We start from the raw sequence: 26,313 nt of genomic DNA on the forward strand, positions 1-26,313 counted from the left end.
GATGTAATGAAACATATTGTAGTGACAGGTGCTGCCGGATTTCTGGGCTCTCATCTCGTGCAATCTTTGATCGGCCAGGGCCATCGGGTTACAGGGATCGATAATCTTTCAACAGGTGTGATTCGCAATCTGGCAGGGGTTATGGAGAACCCTAACTTTGTATTCCATGAAGCAGATGTTACACGTCCCGATACAATGGATATTTTCGTTGATCAGCAGGTGCACGAAGTCTATCATCTGGCTTCGCCTGCTTCACCTAAATTCTATCAAGCAGATGCGATTGGCACGATCTGGGTGAACACGCGAGGAACATATCATATGCTGGAACTGGCTCGGGTCAAAGGAGCCAAGTTTCTGTATTCCAGTACAAGTGAAGCCTATGGCGATCCCGAGATTCATCCGCAGCCGGAGAGTTATAGAGGCAATGTAAATACGTGGGGGCCACGAGCTTGCTATGATGAAGCCAAACGGTTAGGCGAAGTTTTTTGTTATGAATACTACACAAAACAACGAGTTTCCGTGAAAGTTGCGCGTATTTTCAACACGTATTCTTCCGGGCTTCGCAATGATGACGGCAGGGTGATATCTAATTTTGTAACGCAGGCGCTGACGGGTCAAGATATTACAGTGTATGGAGATGGTTCACAGACCCGATCCTTCTGTTATGTGGATGATAACATTCGGGGATTACAAGCTTTCATGGCGGAAGATCGGGCTGATGGAGAGATTATCAATATCGGAAACCCTACGGAATACACGATTCTTGAGGTCGCTCATTTGGTGAAACAGCTCACACAATCGGACAGTAAGGTTGTATTCTTGCCTTTACCTGAAGATGATCCGAAGGTTAGACGTCCAGTGATTGATAAAGCTCGTGAAATATTAAACTGGGAGCCGGAGATTGGTCTGGAAGAGGGATTGAAACGCACGATAGAGCACTATCGATCGATGCTGCAGGTACAGGAAACTTGATAACACTGAACTGATAACAATGAAGCTGAATAAAAGCGAGTTGAGAACCATGCAAACTATATTGATTGCTCACAGTTTATATCCACCCCATATTATTGGAGGAGCCGAGATATCGACACAGATTTTGGCCCAGACGCTGGAGTCCAGTTATGACGTTAAAGTCATTACAGTTGGTGGACACAAAGAGGGCGGGGTGCAGACGGATACAGTGAACGGGATTGAAATCTCGCGGCTACCATTTAATAATCGGTACTGGATCGGTGATACAGCAAGGCAGGCCAGCACTTCTGACAAAGTGTTATGGCGTATCCAGGATATTTTTAATGTGAAGCAGTACCAGCATATTAAACAATATCTGATGATGAAACGTCCTGCTCTGATCCACACTCAGAATATACCGGGACTAAGCCTTGCGATCTGGAAAGCGGCGTTTGAACTGAACATCCCGGTTGTGCATACCCTGCGCGATTTTTCGTTAATTGAACCCATCGCGATCTCGGCATATTCCAGGTTCTACAGACAGATTTCCAAACACTACAGCCGCAGAGTTTCTTCCGTTATTGGCATATCCGAGCATGTGCTTAACAAGCATATCGAACTGGGATTTTTCGCGCACGCGTCCAAACATGTCATTCATAACATTGTTGAGCGTGATAATCAGGTTCAGCATGTTAATGTAGGGAAAACGGTTAATCATGAGCAACCCCTGCACGTTGGATATTTTGGACAACTAACCGAGGTCAAAGGAGTTCAGTATCTAATTGAAGCAGTGCAAAAGCTCGATCAGCAGATTGTGGGGAAGCTGTTCATCCATGGGGATGGCCCTCTGCTTCAGACATTACAAGAACTTGCAGGGGCTGATCCCCGGATCGTGTTCGTGGGCAAAATCGATAAAAAGGAGATCACTTCCCAGATGAAAAAGATGGATCTCACAATTGTACCGTCCACCTGGGATGAACCTTTTGGCAGAGTGGTCATCGAATCGTATCAAGCAGGTACGCCAGTTTACGCTTCCAAGGTTGGGGGCATGCCCGAGATTTTGCTGGATGCGGATACCTTCTCTTTCACCGCCCATCGTGCGGATTCGATCCGTGACGCAATCCTCCATTATTATGCCTTATCTGAAGCGGAGAAAAATGAATTAATGCTACAATGCTGCGAACACAGCTTATCCTTTAATGAAGATTATCTTCTCACCAGACATGCGATCATCTACGAGAAGTTAATTGGAGGTGAAGGCTAAGATGTACATGACTTCTCTGAACGTCAAATCGCCATCATTAGTTCAAGCGAGGTCTGATGCGCCTTCCTCTGTCATCATGATGTTGATTCATTTCTTACTGCTCTATCTGTCCATTTATGGTCTGATTTCGATCTATGTCGATAATATTGTGATTCGTTCGTTAAAGGATGCAGGCATGTTGCTACTTGCGGTATACACACTTGCCCGGGTATATCGCCAGCAGATTCATTTTCTGAATCTATTCCTGTTTATACTGGCCTCCCTTATCGTGCTCGGATCGTTAAATGTACTTGTCGGTTCCAGCGTGGTCACGTTAGTCTATGGAATCAAAATTACGCTTTTACCGCTGGTGATGCTGTTTGCAGGCATGTTTATGGCCGAGCAGGGTGGAATGTACGCATTTGCCAGAACCAATCTGGTTATTTTTATTATGCTCATTGCAGGATGGTGCGCCCAATATGCGCTGGGTATAGAAAAGTTAATCACTATGGGATTCGTATACGGCGTAAACATCAAAAACTATCTTGAGGGTGTGCCGCGTTTATCCTCCATTACGTACTCGCCGGATGGTTATGCGTATGCACTGTTAATGACAGGCATCATTGCAGAACAAACCAAGCTGGCAGTGAAGCACCGTAGCTTTCGCCTGATGATCCAGTTGCTGACGATCGGCTTTTTGCTTTTATCTACGATTCGATCGGCTTTGTTGCTCTGGTTTGTATATCAGGTGGTTCTTTTTTTAATTCAGATTCGCAAGTACAGCAAAAAAAATATGTTAGTTCTGGCGGTTGTTTTTCTGACACTGCCTGCAGTTGTGTTTTTTGGAGGCAGGTTCCTACAGTCCAAAAATCTGCTCTCCAGTTCATCCTTGCTTGATCGATTACAGATATGGGGAAGCACCCTTACCTCGCCATTCACCATGAATGGCATGATCGGCAACGGAATTGGTTCGGTTGGTGCTGCCAGTCGGCGCACACATATGATGGGTCTGAACTCCAGTAATTTTGCAGTGGATAACCAGTACTTTTCCTTGTACGAACAGACAGGTTGGATCGGTCTTGCCTATTTTTTGATGTTATTCATGTGGTTGTTGGTCACACTGGTTAGACGAATGAATGCCTCACCTTACTCGGCAGGTTCCAGACTTCCTCAGGTGGCTATAGCCCTCGGCGCAGGAGTGGCTGCGGCAAGTATGACGACCAACGTTCTTGAGTTGTTTCCTGCGAACGTTTTTTTCTGGATGTTCATAGGCATAGCTCTGTATCAGCATCGTAATGCAGGTGATATACCATATAAAGCGGGTGAGCGAAAATGAAGGTTTTGCACATCGGAGAATATGTGGTGGGCGGTGTTGCCACGTATTTAAACGAGCTGGTGTCCTACCAGCGTAACCGGTTTGAGGTTTATGTATTGATGAGTGATTATAACTCGGCAAAGGATTTTGATCTGGAGCCAGAGCATATCTTTCGTTACAGTTACAAACGCCACCCGAAACACTTTTTCTCAGCGATGAGACAGATTCACCAAGCTATTCGGCGGATCGAGCCGGATATTATTCATGTACACAGCTCATTTGCGGGTATGCTCGCAAGGGGCTTATTTTTTTTCACACCGCGCAAAGCGAGTATCTTTTACTGCTCACATGGCTGGTCTTTTTTGATGGATACCAAACCCCTGCATAAAAAGGCTTATTTCATGATCGAGAAAATACTGGAATTCAAAACAGACTATATCGTGAACATTTCAAAATATGAGATGCAGCAATCGATTCGCATGGGCATGTCTCCAGCCAAATCCCGATTCGTTTATAGTGGCCTGCGTGACCGCAAGTCTCACAAGCCTCACAATCACGAAGAGCAGCCGCAAGTAATTGTGCAAAAAGATCAGGAGCAAGAGGATGACAGCATGATTCGGCTCTTGTTTGTGGGCAGATACGATCGGCAGAAAGGACTGGATCTGCTGCTGGATGCATTCAGGCAGTATCCCGAGCTGCAGCAGCGTATTCAGTTATACATCATTGGAGACAGCGTATTGGAAAAAAATGAATGGACCTTTACCGACAATATGGTCCGGTTAGGGTGGGTCAATAATGCAGAGATTGATCACTATTACGAGCAGTGTGATGCGATCATTATGCCTTCCAGGTGGGAAGGGTTACCCTTGGTCGCGCTGGAAGCAATGAAAAATCACAAACCCGTCATCGCTAGCAATCGGGCCTCGTTGCCAGAACTGGTGACGCATGGGGAGAATGGCTACATCTTTGAACTTGAACGACTCGAAGGGTTGAGAGAGATTCTAATGCAACTTGATAAAGAAACGTTGGCAACTATGGGTGAAGCGGGACATCAGGTGTATAAAGAGAAGTTCAGCTCGGATCGAATGAATGAGGAGTTCGTGAGTCTCTATTATGAAGCGAGAAATGTAGAAGTTAGCTTCCAAACCGCCGGGCCGGCCTCCCGTTTGGAAATTTCAAAGAGAAATGGAGATTAACATGAATACAATCTATATCAATGCCCGTTTCCTGACACAGACCGTTACCGGGGTTCAGCGATATGCCATTGAACTCGTGAAGGAAATCGATAATTTGATTGACGCTGGAGAAGTAGACGGTACGAAAGTAGAATTTTGCCTGCTCTCACCCGCGAATGTGGTTACTCATCTTGAACTGAAACATATTCGCCACCGAATTGTTGGCAGACTGAAGGGACATGTATGGGAACAGCTGGAGTTGCCATTTTACGCGAAAAAAGGATTGCTAATTAACCTGTGTAACACAGGCCCGGCATTCAAACGCAATCAGGTCGTGACGATCCATGACGCTTCTGTATTCAGTTATCCGAAGGCATTTTCCTTCGCGTTTCGGTCATGGTATCAGTTTTTAACGGTTCGCTTAGGCAAGATTTCGAAAAAGGTCATTACCGTGTCTAACTTTTCCAAAGGTGAACTTATTCAACACTGCAAAATTGCCGCCCAGAAGGTATCCGTTACACACCTGGGCATCGATCATATTCATCACAGGCAGGCGGCTCAAGGTACACTTGAGAAATATGGGATTAACTCCCCGTATGTACTGGCTGTCAGCACGATGAACCCTTACAAAAACTTTAAGCTGATCTTGGAGATTTTACCTCAGGTGAAAGCACAGAATTTGAGTGTTGTCATCGTGGGCTCCAAGAACAGTAAGGTGTTCAGTAATCATGCTGTGAATGATTCGGAAGGTGTGAATTGGGTAGGGTATGTGACGGATGAGGAGTTAAAAGCGCTCTACGAACATGCCACCGGTTTTATTTTCCCATCCTTGTACGAAGGGTTTGGCTTACCGCCACTGGAGGCGATGGCGCTTGGTTGTCCGGTTATCGTGTCTTCCCGTGGTTCGATCCCGGAAGTATGCGGAGAAGCAGGGCTATACTTTGACCCCCATCACCCGCAGGAAGCAGCTTCACGTCTGGTAGAGATGATGTCTGATCCGGAGCTTGGGCAGCGAATGTCCATTCAGGGCAAAGAGCACTCAGCCTTCTTCTCTTGGAACAAATGTGCCAAGGATACAGTAAACATTATTATGAGCACGGTGTAAGCATGCGAAATGTATTCTTGTGAGGGAGATAAAGCTATGAACAAAGTGTTTGTTGCGATTGATTTCCCGCCTGAAAAGGGAGGGATTCATGATTATGCCTACGGGCTGATATCACAGATTCCAGCAGAAGAGACAACGGTGCTGACCAATAAAATAAATGATACCGCAGAGTCTGAGCAATTCGACCAGAAGCATGATTTTGAAATTATTCGGAAACGTATTTTTTCAGATTCGAATAAATGGCTGTTGATTCTCTCACAGCTTGTTCTGGTGGCGCAACTGATTCTGTTGAAATGGCGCAAAAAAACAGATGAGATTCATTTTGTGAATATATTCCCGGTTGGCTTAGCCGGTCCATTCATGAAATTCCTTTTTCGAGTAAAATACTTTCCTTATGTTCACGGCCTGGATGTGATGGGGATGGTTAATAGCCGATTATTCCCACTGCTGTTGTTCATCCTGAAGCGTGCGGACAAAGTGATTGCCAATAGCCAATATACGAAGTCGAAGCTGGTTGAACTGGGGATTTCGGAGTCTCAGATTGTCATTATTCCACCGGGACTTAACGTGAACAAGCTTAACGCGGATACAGGGAGTCAGGGGGATTTACGGGATAAGTATGGTCTGCATGGCAAAAAAGTGATGATCACCGTCTCGCGACTTGTAGAACGCAAAGGTCATGATGTCACACTGAAAGCCGTGAGTCAGGTTATTACGCATATTCCTGATCTGAAGTATGTTATCTGCGGAGATGGGCCGTATAAGGGAGAACTCGAACGACTGGTAACTCAGTACGGACTCGAATCTGTTGTTGTATTTACAGGACGTACTACAGACGATGAGCTTCAGCAATTATATGAATGTGCGGATCTCTTCATTATGCCAAGCCGGGATATCAAGGAGAAGGGTGACGTGGAAGGGTTCGGAATTGTATTCCTGGAAGCCAACTATTATCGATTACCTGTCATTGCAGGCAACAGTGGCGGTATTCCCGACGCCGTGAAGGACAATATCACCGGTTATCTCGTAGACCCGGTTAATGATCAGGAGATTGCTGCACGCATCGAACAATTAATGACCGACGATGGGTTAGCCAGAGCGATGGGGGATAACGGATACGACTGGGTGGTCAACTATTGTTTGTGGTCGCATCGCGGAAAGTTATTGAAGCAATTGGCCTAATGGACGGGTTCCACAATCTTCATGTCCTAATGGGGAGGATTAAGGATGAAAATATGTATCGTTACTCACAGGGTTGTCAAAGGAGAGGGGCAGGGCAGAGTTAATTATGAGATTGCAATTGAAACCCTAAGACAAGGTCATGAAGTTGTTATGATTTCCAATGAGGTGGAGCCGGAACTTCTTGAATATGAGGGAGCTACATGGATTAAAGTTTTTCCTTCGCTGGGGTTACCACAGCTATTACGATACCAGTTGTTTGCATGGAGCAGTGCTACCCATATTCGCAAATTAAGAAAAACAAAGCAAGTTGATCTTGTGATGGTCAATGGTTTTATCACCTGGGCTAGAGGGGACATCAATGCGGTTCACTTTGTGCACAGTACATGGATAAAATCCCCCGTACATAGCTTCCGTGTACACGGCTCCTGGAAACGATGGTATTTCGGTCTGTACACGCTGGTGAATGCGTATCTGGAACGATTCGCCTTTCGCAAAAGTGGTAGAATCATTGCGGTTTCCGAGAAAGTAAAGCATGAATTGATTCAATTAGGCACGCATCCCGACAAAGTGCAGGTCATTCATAATGGAGTGGATGTGCATGAGTTTTACCCCAGTGATGCTGGAGAGAAGAGCAGAATGGATATTAACTCCGGCCGAGTCGTAGGTTTATTTGCAGGTGATATTAGCAGCCCTAGAAAAAATCTGGATACGGTATTGAAGTCGATGGTGTCTGTGCCTGAGTTAGAACTCGTTGTAGCAGGATCTACAGATCGAAGTATTTATCCTCAAATGGCTAAAGACTTAAACATAGAAGATCGGGTCCATTTTCTAGGCTATCGGAAAGATATGGGGTATCTCATGCGCAATGTGGATCTGTTTATTTTCCCCTCGCGTTATGAAGCTTGCAGTTTGGTCGTGTTGGAGGCCCTCGCCTCAGGAATTCCTGTTGTTATCACGGAGGAGTCGGGGGTAACTGAAATGATCAAGAACGATCATGAAAGTATCCCTCCCGGTGTTATTTTGCAAGATGCCAATGATGTAGATGGGCTGGCAGTCATTCTTAACACGTTAATGCAGGATAAATCCTATCTGAACGAGATGGGCAAGGCATCCAGAGAGGTAGCTCTTCGAAATGATTGGAAGAAGATGTCTCTCACCTATTTGGAGAGCTACGAAGACTACTTGAAACACAGTGGAATCCATGCTGGAAGAATGAAACGAAAACAAAGCATTGAGGTGGAATTATGAGAGCATCGGTAGTCATTTGTACACATAATAGAGCGAAGGATACCGTTGAAGCTGTCCAAAGTGTGCTGGCTCAAGAAGATCAAGATATTGAATTTGAAGTACTGGTTATCGATAATAACTCCAAAGATAACACCAGGGAATTATTTCAGAGTACCGATTGGCCTAATCACGTTCGCTACATCTTTGAGAGTAAGCTTGGTCTATCTTATGCCAGGAACCGTGGCATACGAGAAGCACAGGGAGAATTTATCATGTTTCTGGATGATGATGCGCTGGCCTCTTCTTCCTGGATTCGTGAAGTCATTCATGTGTTCGAACGGGATGAGAAGATTGGCTGTGTAGGCGGGAAAATTGATCCGATCTGGGAAGGTGGAAAGCCGGATTGGATTCCGGATGAGATTATTGGCTTGTATACGTTGATGGACTTTTCAGATCAGGTTACCGAGATGAAACCGCCGTATTTTCCCTTTGGGGCAAATGTGTCTTTTCGAAAAAGTGTGTTTGATTCCATTGAGCCGTTTCGCGAAGACTTGGGGCGCGTAGGAAATAATTTGCTTTCAAGCGAAGAGAGTGAACTCATTAGCAGAATTCGAGAGAAATACGACATATTTTATACGCCATATGGGTCAGTGCAACATAAAATATCCAAAAGCAGATTAAATAAACGCTGGCTCTTGCGGCGAATGTACTGGCAGGGAATCAGTGATGCAACACGTTACAACAAGAGCGGCTGGGGTGTGTTCAAACATATTGTTCGAATTGCACAGGCAGGTCTGATTATGTTGTTATGTATGAATAATGTGCAGAAGGTCATGAGCCAATTAGTCAAAATATCTTATCGGAACGGCACGATTGTGGGATCTTTCCGAAATGGCAGAGGGCTGAACACCTGATGAACATGGCGATTGCCCGAAAACCAAGGCAGCGAAGCATTATTCAGACCATTGTCATGACAAGCATGGCTAATATTCTCATTATGGCTGTGACTACGCTAACTTCCGTTATTACAGCTCGCATGTTCGGAGCGACGGGGAAGGGAGAGCTTGCGGCTGTTTTATTCTGGCCTGCATTCATTTCGGGTCTGGCCGCATTTGGTCTGCCCACCTCGTTAATTTACAATGTCAAAAAAAACAGCCAGCAACTCCCTGTCTATATCAGCATGAGCTTTGCCGTTCAGATTCCGATCAGTATCATCGCTGGGGTGATCAGTTGGTTTGGTATCCCTATCTGGCTATCAGGATATTCAGAATCTGTCATTACCATTGCAAGGTGGTATACCGTATCCATGGTTCCAGTGATGCTGTTCATGGGTGTGCTTGCGGCAGCCGCACAAGGTACCGACAAGTTCCATATTTATAATCTGTCGCGTTTGCTGGCTCCCTTATTGAATCTTGCAGGGTTGGTACTACTGTGGGTAGCGCAGGTATTAACCGTGGAACGAGCCATTATTATCAGTTTTGCCAGCACTATACTGGTGTTGACCTGTTATATGATTGCCATGCGTCAGCAAATATTCAGTTCCGTCAGCAAGCTGGTGGCTCAGATTCGAACGGGGATTCATTTATTCAGCTATGGCCTTCGTGTATATGGGGTAGAGTTGCTAGGCACGTTGTATAGCCAGTTTGACAAAATTATTATTTTGGCTCTACTTACACCCAAAGATTTCGGGTTATATTCGGTTGTGTTTGCCCTATCGCGTATGTTTAATGTTGTGCAGACGGCCATCACCAATGTCATATTTCCAAAGGTAGCCGGCATGGAGCAGCAACAGGTGTTGTCTCTTGTTGGCAGAGCTTTCCGCATTAGTATGGTACTTATGACGATCATCATCATACCGAGTATGCTGATTGGTCGTTTTTTTATTGGCTTGTTGTTTGGCCCGGAATTTCTGGAGGCCAGCGGCGTGTTTTATCTGTTGTCTCTGGAGTGTATCGTTGGCGGAGGATCTTGGATTCTGGCTTCGGCTTTTAATGCGCTCGGTAGACCAGGCGTTATCGTGCTTCGGCAGGTCATCGCACTTGCTGTGACGATTACGTTGTTCTTTGTGCTTACGCCCATGTTCGGGTTATACGGTTTAGGGCTGGCGTTGTTACTTGGTTCCTTCGTCCGTATGCTGATGTCATTAATATCCGTTTCGATTATTTTCAAAATGCCGATGCACAAGATGTTATATAACAAGGAAGATATGGCCTTCCTCAAGCAAAAATGGAGAGAAAAAAATCTATTTAAAGGAGCCAGAAGAGATGTCAAACGTGCAAAAGATTCATCCCATGGATGAGTTGAAAAAACGACTTGAATCGATCCTTGAAGTTGTGCCCCCTCATTCCAAGATCTATTACATTGATTATCCCGTTCACAGCAATTGTGGTGATCTGCTTATTATGAAAGGAACAGAGGCTTTTTTCAAAGACCATCATATTCATGTGTCTCAACGATACAGCGTCCATGACTTTCATGACCAAGTTGAAATTCCCCAGGATCATATTATTGTTCTTCATGGTGGTGGGAATTTCGGTGATTTATACGAAGCTCATCAATCATTAAGAGAACGTATCGTTCAGCATTACCCGCATCATCGAATCGTGATTCTTCCTCAGACGATATTTTATAAGGATCAAGCTATTCTTCAAAGAACTGCATCTGTTTTTGCTCAGCATACAGATCTGCATATCTATGTTCGCGATGAGATATCGTTTCAAATTGCCTCGGATCATTTCTCCAACTCTAAGGTGAACTTAGTTCCCGATATGGCGCACCAATTATGGCCGATGGAGATCCAGCGTAACTCTCGTAAAGAGAGATTGAATTTCTTTAGAACAGATATCGAACAGACAGCAGCTCAACAATCTCTGAATTCCGCAGAGCAGCAAGGAGATTGCCTGGATTGGCCCACCTTGTATAACAAATATGAGCGAAAGCTAATCTACTATATCAGTAAAGGGTTGAAGAAACCTGCTTCGCGAGCCCTCTCCCAATTCATATGGATGAAATATAGTGACTACCTTGTGAATAAGGCGGTACGCTGCTTCTCGGATTATCGCATGATTCACACATCCAGATTACATGGTCACATCCTGTCTTGTCTGATGGCGAAGCCTAACCTATTGATTGATAACTCTTATGGGAAGAATTCGGGATATTACCGGATATGGACACATGAAGTGAACACAGCCAATATGGACTCCTCTTCCAAGGCGAGTGCTCCACCCGTGACCAAGTATATGGAATCAACGGCAACCGTATAACGAACGAGAAGCTGTCCCGTATCATCTTAAAATATATAGAGTGGAGTGGTTGCATTGAGAATCGTACTTCTCTCCGGTGGATCAGGTAAACGGTTATGGCCTTTGTCCAACGACACGAGATCCAAGCAATTCCTGAAGGTGCTTGAAGGCGAGGACGGACAGACGGAATCGATGGTACAGCGCGTATGGAGGCAATTGCAGCACACGGGGTTAAGTGGCCAAGCAACGATTGCAACGAGCAAACCGCAGGTGGAGATTTTGCGAAGTCAGTTGGGTTATGAAGTGGATCTAGTCGTTGAGCCTGAACGAAGAGATACCTTCCCCGCAATCGCCTTGGCGGCCGTATATTTGTACTCCGTGCAGGGAGCCAGCTTAAATGAAACGGTAGCCATGCTTCCGGTTGATCCCTATGTGGAGGAGTCCTTCTTTTATAAAGTAACAGAGCTGGGGGACGTGCTGGATGACTCCGGTGCAGAGCTTGCGTTAATTGGCGTGAAACCCACGTATCCTTCGGAAAAGTATGGTTACATCATTCCAGAACGGTCTGAAACTAAAGAAGAACAACGTTACGCCAAAGTATCCCGTTTTCAAGAGAAACCCCGTGAAGCTGAAGCGGCAGAGATGATCGAACAATCTGCCCTTTGGAATTGCGGGGTTTTTGCATTCAAACTCAATTATTTGATTAATCTGCTCATCTCGCTTGAACTGCCTATCCAGTATGAAGAAATGTTGAAACAGTACGGGAGACTGCAGAAAATCAGCTTTGATTATCAAGTGGTGGAGAAGGCTCAGCATATTGTGGTTACACCTTACGAGGGGTACTGGAAAGACCTTGGCACATGGAACACGCTGACAGATGAGATGAGTACCAATATTGTGGGCAAAGGTGTCATGACGAACAGTACGGTGAACACACATCTGATTAATGAATTAAACATTCCGGTCTGCGTACTGGGAGTATCCAACTTGATCGTGGCAACAAGTCCTGATGGCATTCTGGTCAGTGAAAAAGAGGCGAGTCCTCAGATCAAGGAAGTGTTAAAAGATAGCGCTGAGCGCCCCATGTATGAAGAACGTCGTTGGGGCTGTTACAGAGTGCTTGATTACACACGCAATAAAAAAGGCGAAGAAGTATTAACCAAACGCATCATCATCGAGCCCCATAAAAACTTTTCGTACCAGTACCATCTCAAACGAAATGAAGTATGGACCGTTGTCTCGGGACAAGGTGAATTCATTATGGACGGCGAGCTCAGACCGCTTCATCAAGGAGATGTCATTGTGATTCCGGCAGGAGGGAAGCACAGTGTCAAAGCGTTGACCGAACTCGAAATTATTGAGGTGCAGATGGGCAGTGAACTGGTGGAAGAGGACATCGTTCGCGTTGAGATGGAATGGGAAGATATTATCCAAAATTGCGTGAATTGGGGGAAAACAAGATGAATATTGCGGTGATTGGAACAGGCTACGTAGGTCTGGTATCAGGGGTTTGTTTTTCGGAGATTGGCAACCAGGTGATCTGTGTAGACAACAATGAGGAAAAAGTACAAATGCTGAATGAGGGCATCGTTCCAATCTACGAACCTGGTCTTAAAGAGTTGATGATTTCCAATATGCAAGCAGGTAAACTGTCGTTTACCTCAAACATTGGTGAGGCGATACACCAGTCAGATATTGTCTTTATAGCCGTAGGTACACCTTCTCTACCAAACGGTGAGGCGAATCTGAGTTATGTAGAGCAAGTGGCTATGGAGATCGGCACCCATCTCGAAAGCTACAAAATCATCGTGACTAAAAGCACGGTTCCTGTAGGTACCAATGACCGTATCCGCGATCTGATTCGCAGTATATCCTCCCAGCCATTTGACGTGGCCTCTGTTCCCGAGTTTTTGCGAGAAGGCTCCGCAATCAAGGATACGCTTAACCCTGACCGGATTGTCATCGGCACGAGCAGTGACCGGGCCATCCAGACGTTAAAGAAACTTCATCGGCCCTTAACAAGTAATCTGATTATTACAGATATCCGCTCAGCGGAGATGATTAAATACGCATCCAATGCATTTCTGGCAACCAAAATATCATTTATTAATGAAATTTCGAATATTTGTGAGAAAGTTGGGGCGGATGTTACACGTGTTGCAGAAGGCATGGGGTACGATAAACGCATCGGGTCTGCTTTTTTGAAGGCAGGGATCGGTTATGGCGGCTCTTGTTTTCCTAAAGATACACAGGCGCTGATCCAGATTGCAGGTATGGTGGATTATGATTTCAGGCTGTTGAAATCTGTAGTGCAAGTCAATCAGGACCAACGTATGCAAGTGATCTACAAACTGGAGGAAGCGCTGGGGTCACTCGCAGGCAAAACAATTGCTATCTGGGGACTGGCATTTAAACCGGATACCGATGATGTGCGAGACGCACCAGCCATTGATATTGTTCAACATCTTATTGATGCTGGAGCATCGGTCAGAGCCTACGATCCGATTGCAACGGCTAACTTCCGTAAAGAGATCGACATTGCCTCGATTTCGTGGGAGGATAGCCCGCTTCATGCTGCTCAAGACGCGGATGCGCTATGTGTGCTGACAGAATGGAAGGAATTTGCCCAGGTTGATCTGACAACCTTAGCCCAAACGATGAAGGAGCCTGTGATGATTGATGGTCGTAATGTGTATAGTGCGGAGCAGATTCAAGCATCTGCCTTCCACTATTATTCTGTCGGACGTCCAGGTCTCGTGAAGGTGGAAGGGAAAGCACCAGCAATTATCTAATCTGCCAGTGAATATTAACAATATGAGTGAGGAAGATCCCCATGAAAAAATGGATGAAATGGACGGCTTGGATTGCTTCCCTTTTAATCATCGTTGTATTTGGTTATGCGATCTATCTCTATCAATCGGTTAAATCCACCGCTGATCAGATTTATGAGCCTCGTAATCCCGTAAAGCCTGTTTCGGTAACCGATGCGAAGGGCGGACTCCAGGTTGAACTCAATCGCAAAGAGCCCTTTAATGCCTTGATCCTGGGGGTGGATGAACGCCAGAATGATCGAGGACGTTCAGATACGATGATTGTTCTAAGTGTGAATCCGGGGAAAAAGAAAGTGCTGATGTTTAATATTCCGCGAGATACACGAACAGAAATTGTAGGACGCAACACCGAAGACAAAATCAATCACGCTTATGCTTTTGGGGGCGTGGATATGTCTCTTGCAACAGTTGAACAATTTTTGGGAATTCCCATTCACTATTATATGAAAGTAGATATGGAGGGGTTCTCCAAAATCATTGATCTTGTTGGTGGTGTGGATGTTAACAACCCGTTTGCCTTTGACTATGAGGGTAAACGTTATGAGCAGGGCAATATTCATCTGGATGGTGTCGCTGCTCTCGGGTTCTCCAGAATGCGTTATGATGATCCGAAGGGCGACTTGGGAAGGAATGATCGTCAGCGAGAGGTCCTGAAGCAGATGCTCAAAAATACGATGCAATTCTCCAGTGTGCTACACCTTCAGAATATGTTAGATGAGCTGGGTACACATGTCAGAACAGATCTGACATTTGATGAGATGAAAGAACTGCTTCTGGATTATCGTAGCGACCTGGAAGAAATCGATACAGTTGAGATCAAGGGAAAAGGCGAGAAGATCAACGGTATTTATTATTTTATTGTAGGTCAAGAGGAAAAGGAGCGCATTCACGGATTACTGACGCAGCACCTAGAACAGTAAGGGCAACGTTCGTGAAACAGCAAGGAAAGTGGTGAAAACATTGCTGAATGCGGAGGGAAGAGAAACAAGAAAACAGAAATATCAACGGAAGAATCGTTCGTATAAAATGTTGTTTTGGCTAATGCTGGCAGGGGTCTGGATTGCGATAATCTGGCTGATGTCTTCCCAATCCTATCAACAGCAAAATATTCAGCCATGGCTTCAACGTTTGACCAAACAGGTGCACATCGGGATTACATTGCCCGATGTGCACCTGTTTTATAATGGGCACGAGTATTCACTAAGAGAAAGGCCTTATGCTTTTGTAGAATTCCTCTTTCGCAAGACTGCACATTTACTAATCTACGCTGTACTCGCAGTATTAATCTATGGCAGTCTGCGTTACAAACGGGTGAGAGTCATAACTTGTATTACGGTGGCGCTGATGTTCGTTGCAGTGATTGCCTCCATTGACGAGTATATCCAACAGTTCAGCCCCAATCGTACGAGTTCAATCTGGGATGTCGGTGTAGACTTGATTGGCGGAAGTTGTGGCATCGCGGTTTATACAGGAATTCGAGCTTTGCTGGGTAGGAGACATCATTGATTTCCCAGGAAATGCAGTGTGTAGTCCAAGCATAGCTTCTACTTGTTTGCAAACCATCATACATATGGGGTAGGCAGGACAAGGGGGCTGAATGATGATAAGAAGAAGAAACCGCAATGCACTGTTCAAAAAAAGTGGACTTATTTTATTTGTAGTGCTTTTGCTGTGGCTGATTATTAGGAGTGTACCTGCGCTGTTTCGTGCAGATGCGGCTACAGAGGCTGCTGCTGTGGCGGAAGAGTTTTACAAATACGAGCAAACGGGTGACTTCGGAAGCTCCTGGGAGCTTTTTCATCCTTTAATGAAAGAGCGATTTCCGAAGAGTGCCTATGTGCAGAATAGAGCTCACATTTTTATGCAGCATTTTGGTGTGCAGACGTTTGAACTGGAGATGGAACCGCCAAAGCGGGAATTTGATGTGGAGATCATTCAAGGCGTGAAGCCCTTTCCCGAAGCATACAAAATCAAAGTTACACAAACGTATTCCGGAACCTTTGGGAAGTTTGATCTTGTGCAGATCTGTTACCTTGTGCAGGATGGTAAGCAGTGGACGCTGTTATGGTATTATCCAGATGATAGGAAACACAACACTGAAACTTCATCGTGATGCATGATAGGGTGCAATATCAGGATGAAGAGAAAATATTACATATGATGTAATGTAAATGGAGGTTGAATATACCGTTTTGTATCATTAGTCCTTGATCAAGCGCTATAAATGCGAGACTTTTGTCGCATTTATAGCGTTTTTTTGAATTTTTAACCTAAATCCATGCTTAAAAAGCTTGACAATAGTCCCGGTGTCAAGTAAATTACGAATTAGGATACAAAATGTATCAATTTTCAGCGTCTAACGACAAATAACAGGGACTAGAGACTCCCTGTGAGGGGAAGGTATTCCATTGAATGAAACGGGCCGCTTTTACTGTGTCAGTTGTGGGATGATTGTGTCGGTCGCTAGAGACGCCGCCCAGAAGCCAGAGGGCAATGGAGGCAATCACGTGTTTCGTACTGGATTTTACCGGAGTGAAATGCCACTTGGATGCTGTGAGGCGTGTGTAGTTGAGTCAAAACGAGAAGGTAAGTCCCAGTTTGCAGGACAATATACTAAAGATTATGATACACTATGCTCATATGAGAAACGGGCATGAAATAAGCCCGTCCATGAAGGAGAGGATTGAATGCAGCAGGAGCCGGTCGTCCGACTTCAAGGCGTCAGTAAAATCATTTCCTCCCGATCATTGGTCAGTGACCTGACCCTGAATATTTCTCCGGGGCAGGTTTTTGGTTTTTTAGGACCAAATGGCGCGGGGAAAACAACAACGATTCGAATGATGGTAGGTCTGATGTCCATTAGTAAAGGAGATATTTTCATCTCCGGACACAGTGTGAAGAATGAGTTTGAAGAGGCGATAGCCCAGGTGGGGGCGATTGTGGAAAATCCGGAGATGTACAAGTTTCTGACCGGATATCAGAATCTGGTGCATTTTGCCCGTATGTCACCTGGCGTTACCAAGGAACGTATTGCAGAGACCATTGAGCGTGTGGGCCTAACAGCGCGGATTCATGACAAGGTAAAAACCTATTCTTTGGGTATGCGTCAGCGCCTTGGTGTCGCACAGGCTATATTACATAGACCTAAGCTGTTAGTTCTGGATGAGCCAACGAACGGTCTCGATCCACAGGGCATAAGGGAGTTGAGAGATTATCTGCGGCTCCTCACCCACGAAGAGGGGATAACCGTGTTTGTATCAAGCCATCTGTTGTCCGAGATGGAATTGATGTGTGACACCGTAGCTATTATTCAGAACGGTAAACTGATTGATGTTCGAAATCTGCGGGATGAGCAAGGTTCAGATGCTTTAATTGAAGTTGCGTTTGAAGTCGATGACGCTGAACGTGCTGTTGAACTCATGGAGGGTGAGGCAGTTATTCAGGGTAAGGTTATCGTGTTGTCTCTCTCTCGAGAACAGATTCCAGCGGTCAATGCCAAACTGGTACGTGAAGGCGTGCAGGTTTATGCCATTCGTAGTGTGACTCGTACGCTGGAAGATCAATTTTTGCAAGTGACTGGAGGTGGCGGCATTGGGTAGTTTCGGCAATCTGCTACTGAATGAAAATATGAAGGTGTTCCGTCGTGTACGTACCTGGATTATGTTAGCTATTCTTGTTCTGATCTCGTTACTCATGCCTGTCTTAATGAGAGAAGGCATGGGGTCAAGTGACACCTTGTTTTGGCAGCCTGCGGCTACAACAGTTCAGATTGCATTTTTTCTGAACACCATCTTCTGTGTAGTCATTGCAGCAGAAACAGTGGCGGGTGAATTTACATGGGGAACCATTAAACTGTTACTTATCCGACCATGGTCACGCAGTAAAATTTTGGCTTCCAAATATCTCACTGTAGTAGGCTTTAGTATATTAAGCACACTACTGGTGATTGGTATGGCCATGCTTAGCTCGTATATTCTCTTCTCTCATGAAGTTTCGGTAGACAGCAGTATAATCGCAGCTGATGCGTTTACGAGATGGGGATATCTGTATATCGATCTGTTTATTACACTTGCGATTGCCTTTATGGTCTCCTCGGTATTTCGTTCAGGTGCACTTGCGATTGGTTTGTCCTTGTTTATTATGTTTACACAAAATATATTCTCACTGATCTTTAATCCGGATCGTTATGAATGGGCTAAATATGTTCTGTTCAATAATATGAACTTGAGCAAATATATGAACTCTTCATCGGATATGGGCTTGATGAATGGACCAAGTGAGGGCATGACTCTCGGGTTCTCCCTGGCGGTTCTCGCTGCATATTATGTCATCTTTATGGTGATTTCCTGGGTTGTGTTCAACAAAAGAGATGTGGCAGGTTAACTCCTGCCTCTTTTTTGTTTTCATGTGGCATAGCTGTCTATTCAGGGTACATACTGGTATTGTAATGTTAGAATCATATTATCGTCGCAGTCACTTTGGCATGGCAGCGCATGGAGGGATCATTTTTCTTGATTAACAACAAATTTTACCGCATATGCACAGCAATTATTTTACTGTTGCTGATCGTGTATTTGGGGGATAAGGTCAACTTTATTTTCCGCCCTCTCACTTCGCTGATTCATATCATTATTATCCCGCTCTTGATCGCAGGATTTTTCTACTATCTGTTGCGTCCGCTCGTGGACTTCATGGAGCGGCACAAAATCAAAAGGGCACTGTCTGTCCTGATTATTTATGTGGCTGTTGGACTCCTCATCGCAGGATTCAGCGTTCTCGTGTGGCCTTCCCTGCGGGAGCAGTTATGGAATTTTATCGAAAATACACCTAAGCTTGTGTCATCTCTTGTAGAGCAGATTAAAGCACTGGAAAACAATCGTTTTCTTGCCCGTTACCTGCCTGAGAATTCGGACTTGTTTACCAGATTGTCCGATTATTTAAGTCAGGGGATTACGCAGGTTACGGATTATGTCTCTGGTCTGTTTTCCGTCGTGTCCAACTTGGTCATTATTTTGGCAACATTTCCGATTATGCTCTATTACATGCTCAAGGAAGGCAACAAATTTGGAACCAACTTGACGCTGTTATTGCCGAGACATTACCGAAAAGACGGAGAAGAGACGGTGCATGAAATTGATGAGGCTCTGAGCAATTATATTGTAGGCCGGGTTATCGTTAATGTGGCGCTGGGCATTCTCATGTTTATCGGTTTTCTTCTTATCGGGTTGCCTTATGCGCTATTGTTAACGGTTGTGTCCATTATTCTGAACTTTATCCCTTATGTAGGAGCGCTACTGGCGGCGATTCCTGTTGTGATTGTTGCTTTTATCGACTCGCCTTCCATGGCTCTCTGGTCTCTGATCATTATCGTCATTGCACAGCAAATACAGGATAATCTCATCTCTCCTTATGTGTATGGCAAACAGCTTGATATTCATCCGTTGACTACGGTGATCCTGCTGCTCGTTGGAGCCGACCTGGGCAACATTCTAGGTATGATTATTATTATTCCGCTTTACATGATCCTTAAGATTATATTTAAGAAAATCCAGAACCGGATTGTTGAAGATCGAGCAGATGCCAAATAAGATGTAGGTAAGATATTTCATCCCTCAGCATAAAGAAAAGGTCTGTCCACGTCGGAAATGACATGGACAGACCTTTTAAATCAAACGTTTGTTTCTTTCTCGTCTTCATCGGTGTAGTCTGACATGTTCAGTGGTTCTTTCGGGACGATAGCCACCTTGTAAAAGCGATTTTTATCTTTTTCCAGCAGGACAAAGGTTAGGTTTTCGTATTCATATTCTTCCTGTTCGTTCATCTCCGGACGGTGGCTGTATAGCCATCCACCAATCGTATCCCACTCGTCCGCATCAAGCGAAGACATGAACATATCGTTGACCTTGGACAGCGAAACCTTACCATCCATGATGATATAATGCTCATTCACAATCTGAATTTCTTCTTCTTCGTCTGCGTCGAACTCATCGCGAATCTCACCAACAATCTGCTCCAATACGTCTTCAATCGTTACAATCCCCGACGTGCCTCCATACTCGTCGACGAGAACAGCAATATGCACGCCATCCTTCTGCATTTTTTTAAGCAGATCCTTGACTGGAGTTGTCTCATGAACAGCCGAAACGGGCTGAATGAGGGAAGACAGGTCGACGGGTTCATCATTACCATACAGTTCTAAGAAAAATTGTTTCGTATTTATGATACCGATAATATCGTCTTTGCTCTCATTAACGACTGGAAAGCGAGTGTATTGCTCTTCGCGAATGATCTCTAGATTTTCCTCGTTCGTTTTATTTAGATAAAGGCAGACCATGTCGGTCCGGGGAACCATGATCTCTTTGGCCAGCATCTCATCAAATGCAAAAATTCGGCTAACATACCCAAATTCCGCCTGATTGATTTTACCACTCTCAAAGCTCTCGTTAATAATGATCTGGAGCTCTTCTTCAGAGTGTGCGTCTTCATGTTCCGAAGCAGGCTTGATGCCAAACAATTTGACCAGTTGGTTCGCAGAGCCGTTTAACAGCCAGATAAAAGGATACATCACTCGGTTAAACAAGATGATAGGACCGGATGTCAACAGTGCGACAGTCTCGGCTTTGCGGATCGCTATCGTTTTGGGTGCAAGCTCACCCACAACAACGTGTAAATACGTGATCGCTACAAAGGCAATGACAAAGGACAAAAATGAAGCGAGTGCATCCGGGATGCTCATGCTTTCGAACACCGGGTGGAGGATTTTCTCTACCGTGGGTTCACCGAGCCAGCCCAGTCCGAGAGACGTAATCGTAATCCCAAGCTGACAAGCAGACAGATATCCGTCTAGGTTAGCGACGGCCTGCTTCACAGCGAGCGCCCGTTTGTTCCCTTCTGCAATCATTTGGTCGATCCGACTCGGACGAACCCGTACCAGAGCGAACTCCACTGCCACAAAAAATGCCGATAACCCTATCAAAAGTGCAACCAAAACCAAATTTAACGCATACCTCTCACTGTCCATTCACTACTCTTCTCCTTTTATGTAATAAGTTTTAACGAGTATTATATCTAATTTTACGTAAGAAGACCACCTTTACCGGAAGAAAAGAGGAAGAGTCTGGAAAGGGAGTTGTGCAAAACAGTGTTGAAGTTAGGTTATGTAAAGTTTTATCTAAGTATTCGTTACGAATGAGGTCTACATTGGGTATCTATGATTAGCTGGGAACAATATCGTCAAAGCTGTTTAGAATGAAAGCGAAGAAAAGGTTGGAGAGCGAGATAACGGAATATTACAAAACAGATAATTGAAATATTATAGCGTATGTACTAAGGGGGAGGCCACATGTTCTGGCTGGTCATTATTTTACTTGTTTTTATTTTTCAAGCGGCTACGATTCTTGTGCTGGAGTTCCGCAATCCAGCCAAAGCAGTGGCTTGGCTGTTCATCTTATTTTGTGTGCCCTTAATCGGATTTGTTGTGTATTATTTCGTGGCTCAGGACTACAGTAAACGCAAAAAGCTGCGAAAGGGCGGGTCCCGCATCTTCAGAGAAATGCGGGAAACGATCTGGAAACAGGCGCACATTATAGAAGAGATTGCCCAAATGCCAGGGGATAGGTATAACCACCAGCAACGTTTATTCAACCTGTTATCCCACTTGTCCGAAAGCCCGATTACGGGATGTAACCGGAGTAAAGTGCTTACCAATGGGGAAGAGGCATTTGCCGCTATGCTTAGAGAGATGGAGAAGGCGAAGCATCATCTACATGTCGAGTTCTATATTTTCAGAGATGATGTGATCGGTACTCGCTTTCAACAGGTCATGATCCGTAAAGCGCAGGAGGGAGTGAAAGTCAGGTTCATCTGTGACGGGCTTGGCAGTCATAAACTGAGCTGGAGTTTTATCCGCAAGCTTCAGGATGCAGGTGTTGAGTTTCATTTTTTCCTGCCACCGCTCATTGCGACGATTGATCGCAGAGTTAATTACCGAAACCACCGTAAAATTGTAGTTGTGGACGGCAAGGTTGGTTTTGTTGGCGGTATTAACGTCGGAGATGACTATCTGGGTCAATACCCGGAGGTTGGATTTTGGAGAGATACCCATGTGCAGATTGAAGGAGATGCTGTCTATTTCCTGCAAAGCACGTTTCTTAACGACTGGAAGCTGGCCTCGGGAAAACGGATTATGGAGCCGCAGCTCGGAGAGTTGTTTCCACCTCATATTTGCAGCGGCGGAGAACGAATTCAGATTTTAGGTAGTGGACCTGATCAAGATTGGGACGCCATTCAGGAGATGTGTTTTGGCGCGATTTCAGTAGCCTGTGAACGGATATATATTACAACACCGTATTTCATTCCTGATCCTGCTCTTTACGAGGCTCTCAAGACCGCTGCGGTCAGTGGAGTGGATGTGCGAATTATTATTCCGTATCAGTCCGATTCACGGTTAGTGCATCTGGCATCTCTTTCTTATGTTGAAGAGTTGCTACGTGCCGGGGTGAAATTTTATCAATACCGCAAAGGTTTTGTACATGCCAAAGTGATGATTGTCGATGAATTACTGGCGACAGTAGGGACGGCCAACATGGATATGCGCAGTTTCTTTTATAATTTTGAATTGACGGCTGTATTGTTTGAAAGCTCTGCGATTCATCGTCTGATGCATGATTTTGAACGTGACCTAGAGGAGTGTAGCCAAATAGATACTTTCGCTTTCCAACATCGCTCACGTCTGCAAAAAGGGGCTGAAATGCTTTCTCGCATGCTTTCTCCGCTTCTTTAGCCGATTTAGGGCAGATTTCTGAAGATAAATTCACTTTTTTTGAATTTATCTTCTTATTGCTAAGTATTTTGCTCCAATTTGATCTTTTATGATATAATAGTTACATAAATCATGTCGTGATGAAGGAGGGGAGTCTGGGGAAACAGGCTCCCTTTTGCTCTCTTTTGGAAGTGTGATCCGGCAAGCAGTACATCTTGAATCTATTTTATATCGCCTTTAGATGCCCGTTTTGATGGTGGGTTAAAGTACATGAAGAATACAGTTTGGCTCGTTTTCTACATGCAGCTTCCCCGTGGAGTGATTTAATGGATATATAAAATGGATTCACATTCTGATTTTACGGGGGGGATACCATGTCCAATGTAACGGTGAAAGAATTAACGGCCAAGCAAGCCGACCGCGGCGTCAAAAGCTCGGTGTTTACGCTGAAATTTCTGCAACGTATTGTAATGATCCTGATCGGTGCTGTGCTCATGGCTGTATCGCTTGAAGTATTCCTCGTGCCAAACGGCGTCATCGACGGCGGTATCACGGGGATCTCGATTATGGTTTCAGAGCTTACACATCTGCCGCTGGGGATATTTCTGACTTTGCTCAATATGCCTTTTCTAATCCTTGGTTACAAGCAGATTGGTAAGACCTTTGCGTTATCTACTTTGCTGGGGATCGTCGTGATGTCTATCGGCACGTCTCTATTGCATGAAGTTCCGGCACTGACACCCGGTGAACCACTTCTGGGTGCTGTATTCGGCGGATTGATCCTGGGTGTGGGAGTAGGTCTCGTCATTCGTTCAGGTGGTTCACTGGACGGTACAGAGATCGTTGCTATTTTGTTTAGTGAGAAATCACCGCTGTCTGTAGGACAGATCGTATTGATTATTAACGTATTTATTTTCGCGGGTGCTGGATTTGTATTCGGCTGGCCGAACGCTCTGTACTCGATGATTGCCTATTACATTGCCATGAAGATGATTGATATCGTGAATGAAGGGCTGGATCAGTCCAAGTCGGTCTGGATCATCAGTGAGAAGTATCGTGATATCGGTTCCGCGTTGACAGATCGTCTCGGACGTGGTGTAACGTATTTGGACGGAGAAGGCGGATTCAGCGGGGATGAGAAAAAGATCATTTTTGTTGTCATCACTCGTCTGGAAGAAGCCAAGCTGAAGTCCATTGTTGAGGACTGGGACCCGCAGGCCTTTGTAGCTATCGGTAACATTCACGATGTGAAGGGCGGACGCTTCAAGAAAAAAGGCATCCATTAGCGAAGCTTTCTGCTCGATATGACTCTACTATACCAATAGCCGATATCCTGAATCACAGGATATCGGCTATTTTTTCTTGAGATGTTTCAGAATCAGTTCGATAGGTTGCGGTGGCACTGCTGCAATCAGGTCGCCAACGGTTGTCAGGCGTTCAATAATATTCATAAGGTGATAATCCTGAATAGAGACATCACGGCGCACTTCATCCCAAGTCAGGGGAGTGGAGACGGTTCCCCGTGGCTTTGCGCGAGGGGTATAGGGAGCAGCTAATGTTTTGCCGCCATAATGCTGGAGATAATCAAAGTAAATTCGATCACCCCGATCTTTTTTGAGCCGTTCCAGCGTAAACAAATCAGGATGTTTTTGCGTGACATATTTACCTACAAAATGACCGATATCCCGTAACTCATCAAATGTTACACCCGGAGTAATTGGCACAATAATTTGAACACCTGTGTTGCCAGAGGTTTTGGGAACCGATTGCAACCCGAGGGAGGACAATGTTTCACCTACAATCAAGGCGGCCTGCATGATCCGCGGCTCGTGCTCCATCGAAGGGTCGAGATCAATCATCCATTCACAGGGTAGCGTACTGTTAATCGCATGAAGCGAAGGATGGAATTCAAGTGCGGCCAGATTTCCTAACCAGAGAAGTTCAGGTAGCCCGTTCATGACAATATACCGTATACCTTCATGATCCTGTGTTTGAACGAAATCAGGCACAGGCTCCGGTGCATTTTTCTGATAAAAGAACGTGTCACCAGCACCATGAGGGTAGCGAATGGTTGTCAGTAAACGGTTGTGAGTGTAGGTTAGCAGATAAGGAGCCAGTGCGGCCAACTTTTGCAAATAGATGGCTTTGGTAATCCCTGCTTCTGGCCATAACAGCTTGTCTGGATTCGTAACCGTGAGTTCTACACCCTCAATCTTGATGGAGCCTTTGACTTTGTGTGGCACCATTGCACCTCCTTTTACTGGAATTCATGTTGTAACTGGCTCGCCAGGCAGTCCTCCCGTGTTACTTCTGCAAAGGTTTGGATGCTAGGATGTCTCAGTGTGCGATGATGCGTCAGTTCCATATACTGCACCTTAAGTCCAATCTCGGGTTGTACCCAAGTTGTCTCTGCGCTACGCTCAGGAATGTTAAGGAACGGCCTATCCTTTATGATAAGTGGTTGCACCTGTGAAGTGAGTTCCCGCCAGCGATTAATGTTTAACTTCCCTGTTCCTACATGACCAATATAGATAAAATGAGGTCCGTCATATACGCCAATCGCAACGGCGTTGACGATTCCATCACGATATGTAACGCCCCCGATCATGGCGTACAGATCATGAATGATCTTCACCTTCTGCCAGCGTGAGTCCTTGCTACCGATCCCGTAGGTGCTGGTGAGATCCTTGCAGACGATGCCTTCCATCTGATGTTGCCTCATAACGCTTAGCAAAGTAGATGCATCCGTAGAGTTGGTTACTTCCTGAACATGAGTGCTGGTATGTAGCACTTGGTGAAGCAGCTGCTGACGGGCAGATAGCGTCAGATCTGTGACCCAATTTCCATCGTAATATAGAATGTCAAAAACCATATAAGTAATCGGTATCTGCTGTTTGGCTTGAGCAATGTTATCCGGCTTGCTCATGCGATCCCGGCGAAGTACGTGATAAAAGGAAGGACGTCCCGTATCCGGATCGAGAGCGATGATCTCACCGTCCAAAATGTAAGAGTTGCCCTCGCATAGATTGCGCGGTCCCACTAGTTCTGGATACTGGGTCGTCCGGTCGTGTAACCTGCGATTGACCAGCCGTAACTCTTGCCCGTTTTCGTATGCGAGCATGCGTACACCATCCCACTTGATCTGGGCAATCCACTGGGAGCCTGTGGGTAAAGTGTCTCGGGATACAGGCTCAAACGGACTAACAGGTTTGATCATGTGTTACTCCTTTCCTTCCTTAAGCCAGCCACGTATGAGGGTTAAATCAAATGCGTGGAGG

General features: G+C 45.2%; 23 protein-coding genes. 20 read left to right on the forward strand and 3 right to left on the reverse strand.

The window, feature by feature from the left end:
• The first annotated feature begins 6 nt into the window (after positions 1-6).
• The 18 genes from MHI38_RS22760 (at position 7) to MHI38_RS22845 (ending at position 19,862) form a co-directional block, all read left to right on the forward strand.
• Positions 7-972, forward strand: coding sequence for a UDP-glucuronic acid decarboxylase family protein (locus MHI38_RS22760; protein ID WP_221787823.1), 966 nt, complete (start codon positions 7-9; stop codon positions 970-972).
• 49 nt (positions 973-1,021) lie between these two features.
• Positions 1,022-2,215, forward strand: coding sequence for a glycosyltransferase family 4 protein (locus MHI38_RS22765; RefSeq protein WP_341181717.1), 1,194 nt, complete (start codon positions 1,022-1,024; stop codon positions 2,213-2,215).
• Position 2,216: 1 nt separating this feature from the next.
• Complete coding sequence (locus MHI38_RS22770; RefSeq protein WP_341181718.1) at positions 2,217-3,530, forward strand: O-antigen ligase family protein; 1,314 nt, start codon at positions 2,217-2,219, stop codon at positions 3,528-3,530.
• Positions 3,527-4,705, forward strand: a complete 1,179-nt coding sequence (locus tag MHI38_RS22775) for a glycosyltransferase (protein WP_339836385.1) — start codon at positions 3,527-3,529, stop codon at positions 4,703-4,705. Before MHI38_RS22770 ends, MHI38_RS22775 begins: the two co-directional genes overlap by 4 nt.
• Position 4,706: 1 nt before the next feature.
• The gene (locus tag MHI38_RS22780) at positions 4,707-5,789 is read left to right on the forward strand and encodes a glycosyltransferase family 4 protein (protein ID WP_167375686.1); all 1,083 of its coding nucleotides are present in this window, start codon (positions 4,707-4,709) and stop codon (positions 5,787-5,789) included.
• Between the two features lie 36 nt (positions 5,790-5,825).
• The gene (locus MHI38_RS22785; RefSeq protein ID WP_339836388.1) at positions 5,826-6,971 is read left to right on the forward strand and encodes a glycosyltransferase family 4 protein; all 1,146 of its coding nucleotides are present in this window, start codon (positions 5,826-5,828) and stop codon (positions 6,969-6,971) included.
• A gap of 45 nt (positions 6,972-7,016) precedes the next feature.
• Positions 7,017-8,219 (forward strand): glycosyltransferase family 4 protein, encoded by a 1,203-nt coding sequence (locus tag MHI38_RS22790; RefSeq protein ID WP_341181719.1) that lies wholly within the window; start codon positions 7,017-7,019, stop codon positions 8,217-8,219.
• Positions 8,216-9,112, forward strand: coding sequence for a glycosyltransferase (locus tag MHI38_RS22795; RefSeq protein ID WP_253496429.1), 897 nt, complete (start codon positions 8,216-8,218; stop codon positions 9,110-9,112). Before MHI38_RS22790 ends, MHI38_RS22795 begins: the two co-directional genes overlap by 4 nt.
• Positions 9,113-9,117: 5 nt before the next feature.
• Positions 9,118-10,497 (forward strand): lipopolysaccharide biosynthesis protein, encoded by a 1,380-nt coding sequence (locus MHI38_RS22800; protein ID WP_341181720.1) that lies wholly within the window; start codon positions 9,118-9,120, stop codon positions 10,495-10,497.
• Positions 10,463-11,464, forward strand: a complete 1,002-nt coding sequence (locus MHI38_RS22805) for a polysaccharide pyruvyl transferase family protein (RefSeq protein WP_341181721.1) — start codon at positions 10,463-10,465, stop codon at positions 11,462-11,464. Before MHI38_RS22800 ends, MHI38_RS22805 begins: the two co-directional genes overlap by 35 nt.
• A gap of 54 nt (positions 11,465-11,518) precedes the next feature.
• Positions 11,519-12,907, forward strand: a complete 1,389-nt coding sequence (locus tag MHI38_RS22810) for a sugar phosphate nucleotidyltransferase (protein ID WP_090918260.1) — start codon at positions 11,519-11,521, stop codon at positions 12,905-12,907.
• Positions 12,904-14,235, forward strand: a complete 1,332-nt coding sequence (locus MHI38_RS22815) for a UDP-glucose dehydrogenase family protein (protein ID WP_341181722.1) — start codon at positions 12,904-12,906, stop codon at positions 14,233-14,235. Before MHI38_RS22810 ends, MHI38_RS22815 begins: the two co-directional genes overlap by 4 nt.
• 41 nt (positions 14,236-14,276) lie before the next feature.
• Positions 14,277-15,194 carry an LCP family glycopolymer transferase gene (locus tag MHI38_RS22820; protein ID WP_154982728.1) on the forward strand — a complete coding sequence of 306 codons (918 nt, stop codon included), beginning with the start codon at positions 14,277-14,279 and terminating at the stop codon, positions 15,192-15,194.
• A gap of 31 nt (positions 15,195-15,225) precedes the next feature.
• Positions 15,226-15,780, forward strand: coding sequence for a VanZ family protein (locus tag MHI38_RS22825; protein ID WP_341181723.1), 555 nt, complete (start codon positions 15,226-15,228; stop codon positions 15,778-15,780).
• Between the two features lie 94 nt (positions 15,781-15,874).
• Positions 15,875-16,387 (forward strand): hypothetical protein, encoded by a 513-nt coding sequence (locus MHI38_RS22830; RefSeq protein WP_341181724.1) that lies wholly within the window; start codon positions 15,875-15,877, stop codon positions 16,385-16,387.
• A 574-nt stretch (positions 16,388-16,961) separates the two neighbouring features.
• The gene (locus MHI38_RS22835; RefSeq protein WP_341181725.1) at positions 16,962-17,873 is read left to right on the forward strand and encodes an ABC transporter ATP-binding protein; all 912 of its coding nucleotides are present in this window, start codon (positions 16,962-16,964) and stop codon (positions 17,871-17,873) included.
• Positions 17,866-18,657, forward strand: a complete 792-nt coding sequence (locus tag MHI38_RS22840) for an ABC transporter permease (RefSeq protein WP_341181948.1) — start codon at positions 17,866-17,868, stop codon at positions 18,655-18,657. The genes MHI38_RS22835 and MHI38_RS22840 overlap by 8 nt, the downstream gene beginning before the upstream one ends.
• 128 nt (positions 18,658-18,785) lie before the next feature.
• Positions 18,786-19,862, forward strand: a complete 1,077-nt coding sequence (locus MHI38_RS22845; RefSeq protein WP_341181726.1) for an AI-2E family transporter — start codon at positions 18,786-18,788, stop codon at positions 19,860-19,862.
• A gap of 80 nt (positions 19,863-19,942) precedes the next feature.
• Here MHI38_RS22845 and MHI38_RS22850 read toward each other — a convergent pair whose 3' ends face one another.
• Positions 19,943-21,295: a hemolysin family protein gene (locus MHI38_RS22850; RefSeq protein ID WP_221787838.1), complete on the reverse strand. Its 1,353-nt coding sequence runs from the start codon at positions 21,293-21,295 to the stop codon at positions 19,943-19,945.
• Positions 21,296-21,616: 321 nt separating this feature from the next.
• Between MHI38_RS22850 and cls the strand changes: the two genes are divergently transcribed.
• Together cls and MHI38_RS22860 are read left to right on the forward strand one after the other, a co-directional pair.
• The gene (gene cls, locus MHI38_RS22855) at positions 21,617-23,056 is read left to right on the forward strand and encodes a cardiolipin synthase (RefSeq protein WP_221787839.1); all 1,440 of its coding nucleotides are present in this window, start codon (positions 21,617-21,619) and stop codon (positions 23,054-23,056) included.
• A 353-nt stretch (positions 23,057-23,409) separates the two neighbouring features.
• The gene (locus MHI38_RS22860; protein ID WP_154890835.1) at positions 23,410-24,321 is read left to right on the forward strand and encodes a YitT family protein; all 912 of its coding nucleotides are present in this window, start codon (positions 23,410-23,412) and stop codon (positions 24,319-24,321) included.
• A 66-nt stretch (positions 24,322-24,387) separates the two neighbouring features.
• Here MHI38_RS22860 and ligD read toward each other — a convergent pair whose 3' ends face one another.
• Both ligD and MHI38_RS22870 read right to left on the reverse strand, forming a co-directional pair.
• Entirely contained in the window at positions 24,388-25,278 is an 891-nt protein-coding gene (gene ligD, locus MHI38_RS22865) for a non-homologous end-joining DNA ligase (protein ID WP_341181727.1), read from the reverse strand.
• Between the two features lie 14 nt (positions 25,279-25,292).
• A complete protein-coding gene (locus MHI38_RS22870; RefSeq protein WP_341181728.1) occupies positions 25,293-26,252 on the reverse strand; it encodes an ATP-dependent DNA ligase in 960 nt (319 codons plus the stop codon).
• Between the last annotated feature and the right edge of the window lie 61 nt (positions 26,253-26,313).

The sequence above is a fragment of the Paenibacillus sp. FSL K6-1558 genome (assembly GCF_038002565.1).
GTDB lineage: Bacteria > Bacillota > Bacilli > Paenibacillales > Paenibacillaceae > Paenibacillus > Paenibacillus polysaccharolyticus.

Excerpts from the sequence above, each read along its gene's own strand:
- MHI38_RS22770 (WP_341181718.1), top strand. The coding sequence starts at position 2,217 with ATGTACATGACTTCTCTGAACGTCAAATCGCCATCATTAGTTCAAGCG.
- MHI38_RS22785 (WP_339836388.1), top strand. The coding sequence starts at position 5,826 with ATGAACAAAGTGTTTGTTGCGATTGATTTCCCGCCTGAAAAGGGAGGG.
- MHI38_RS22765 (WP_341181717.1), top strand. The coding sequence starts at position 1,022 with ATGCAAACTATATTGATTGCTCACAGTTTATATCCACCCCATATTATT.
- MHI38_RS22805 (WP_341181721.1), top strand. The coding sequence starts at position 10,463 with ATGTCAAACGTGCAAAAGATTCATCCCATGGATGAGTTGAAAAAACGA.
- MHI38_RS22790 (WP_341181719.1), top strand. The coding sequence starts at position 7,017 with ATGAAAATATGTATCGTTACTCACAGGGTTGTCAAAGGAGAGGGGCAG.
- MHI38_RS22800 (WP_341181720.1), top strand. The coding sequence starts at position 9,118 with ATGGCGATTGCCCGAAAACCAAGGCAGCGAAGCATTATTCAGACCATT.
- MHI38_RS22815 (WP_341181722.1), top strand. The coding sequence starts at position 12,904 with ATGAATATTGCGGTGATTGGAACAGGCTACGTAGGTCTGGTATCAGGG.
- MHI38_RS22795 (WP_253496429.1), top strand. The coding sequence starts at position 8,216 with ATGAGAGCATCGGTAGTCATTTGTACACATAATAGAGCGAAGGATACC.
- MHI38_RS22870 (WP_341181728.1), bottom strand. The coding sequence starts at position 26,252 with ATGATCAAACCTGTTAGTCCGTTTGAGCCTGTATCCCGAGACACTTTA.
- MHI38_RS22860 (WP_154890835.1), top strand. The coding sequence starts at position 23,410 with ATGTCCAATGTAACGGTGAAAGAATTAACGGCCAAGCAAGCCGACCGC.
- cls (WP_221787839.1), top strand. The coding sequence starts at position 21,617 with ATGTTCTGGCTGGTCATTATTTTACTTGTTTTTATTTTTCAAGCGGCT.
- MHI38_RS22775 (WP_339836385.1), top strand. The coding sequence starts at position 3,527 with ATGAAGGTTTTGCACATCGGAGAATATGTGGTGGGCGGTGTTGCCACG.
- MHI38_RS22780 (WP_167375686.1), top strand. The coding sequence starts at position 4,707 with ATGAATACAATCTATATCAATGCCCGTTTCCTGACACAGACCGTTACC.
- MHI38_RS22830 (WP_341181724.1), top strand. The coding sequence starts at position 15,875 with ATGATAAGAAGAAGAAACCGCAATGCACTGTTCAAAAAAAGTGGACTT.
- MHI38_RS22820 (WP_154982728.1), top strand. The coding sequence starts at position 14,277 with ATGAAAAAATGGATGAAATGGACGGCTTGGATTGCTTCCCTTTTAATC.
- MHI38_RS22835 (WP_341181725.1), top strand. The coding sequence starts at position 16,962 with ATGCAGCAGGAGCCGGTCGTCCGACTTCAAGGCGTCAGTAAAATCATT.
- MHI38_RS22850 (WP_221787838.1), bottom strand. The coding sequence starts at position 21,295 with ATGGACAGTGAGAGGTATGCGTTAAATTTGGTTTTGGTTGCACTTTTG.
- MHI38_RS22760 (WP_221787823.1), top strand. The coding sequence starts at position 7 with ATGAAACATATTGTAGTGACAGGTGCTGCCGGATTTCTGGGCTCTCAT.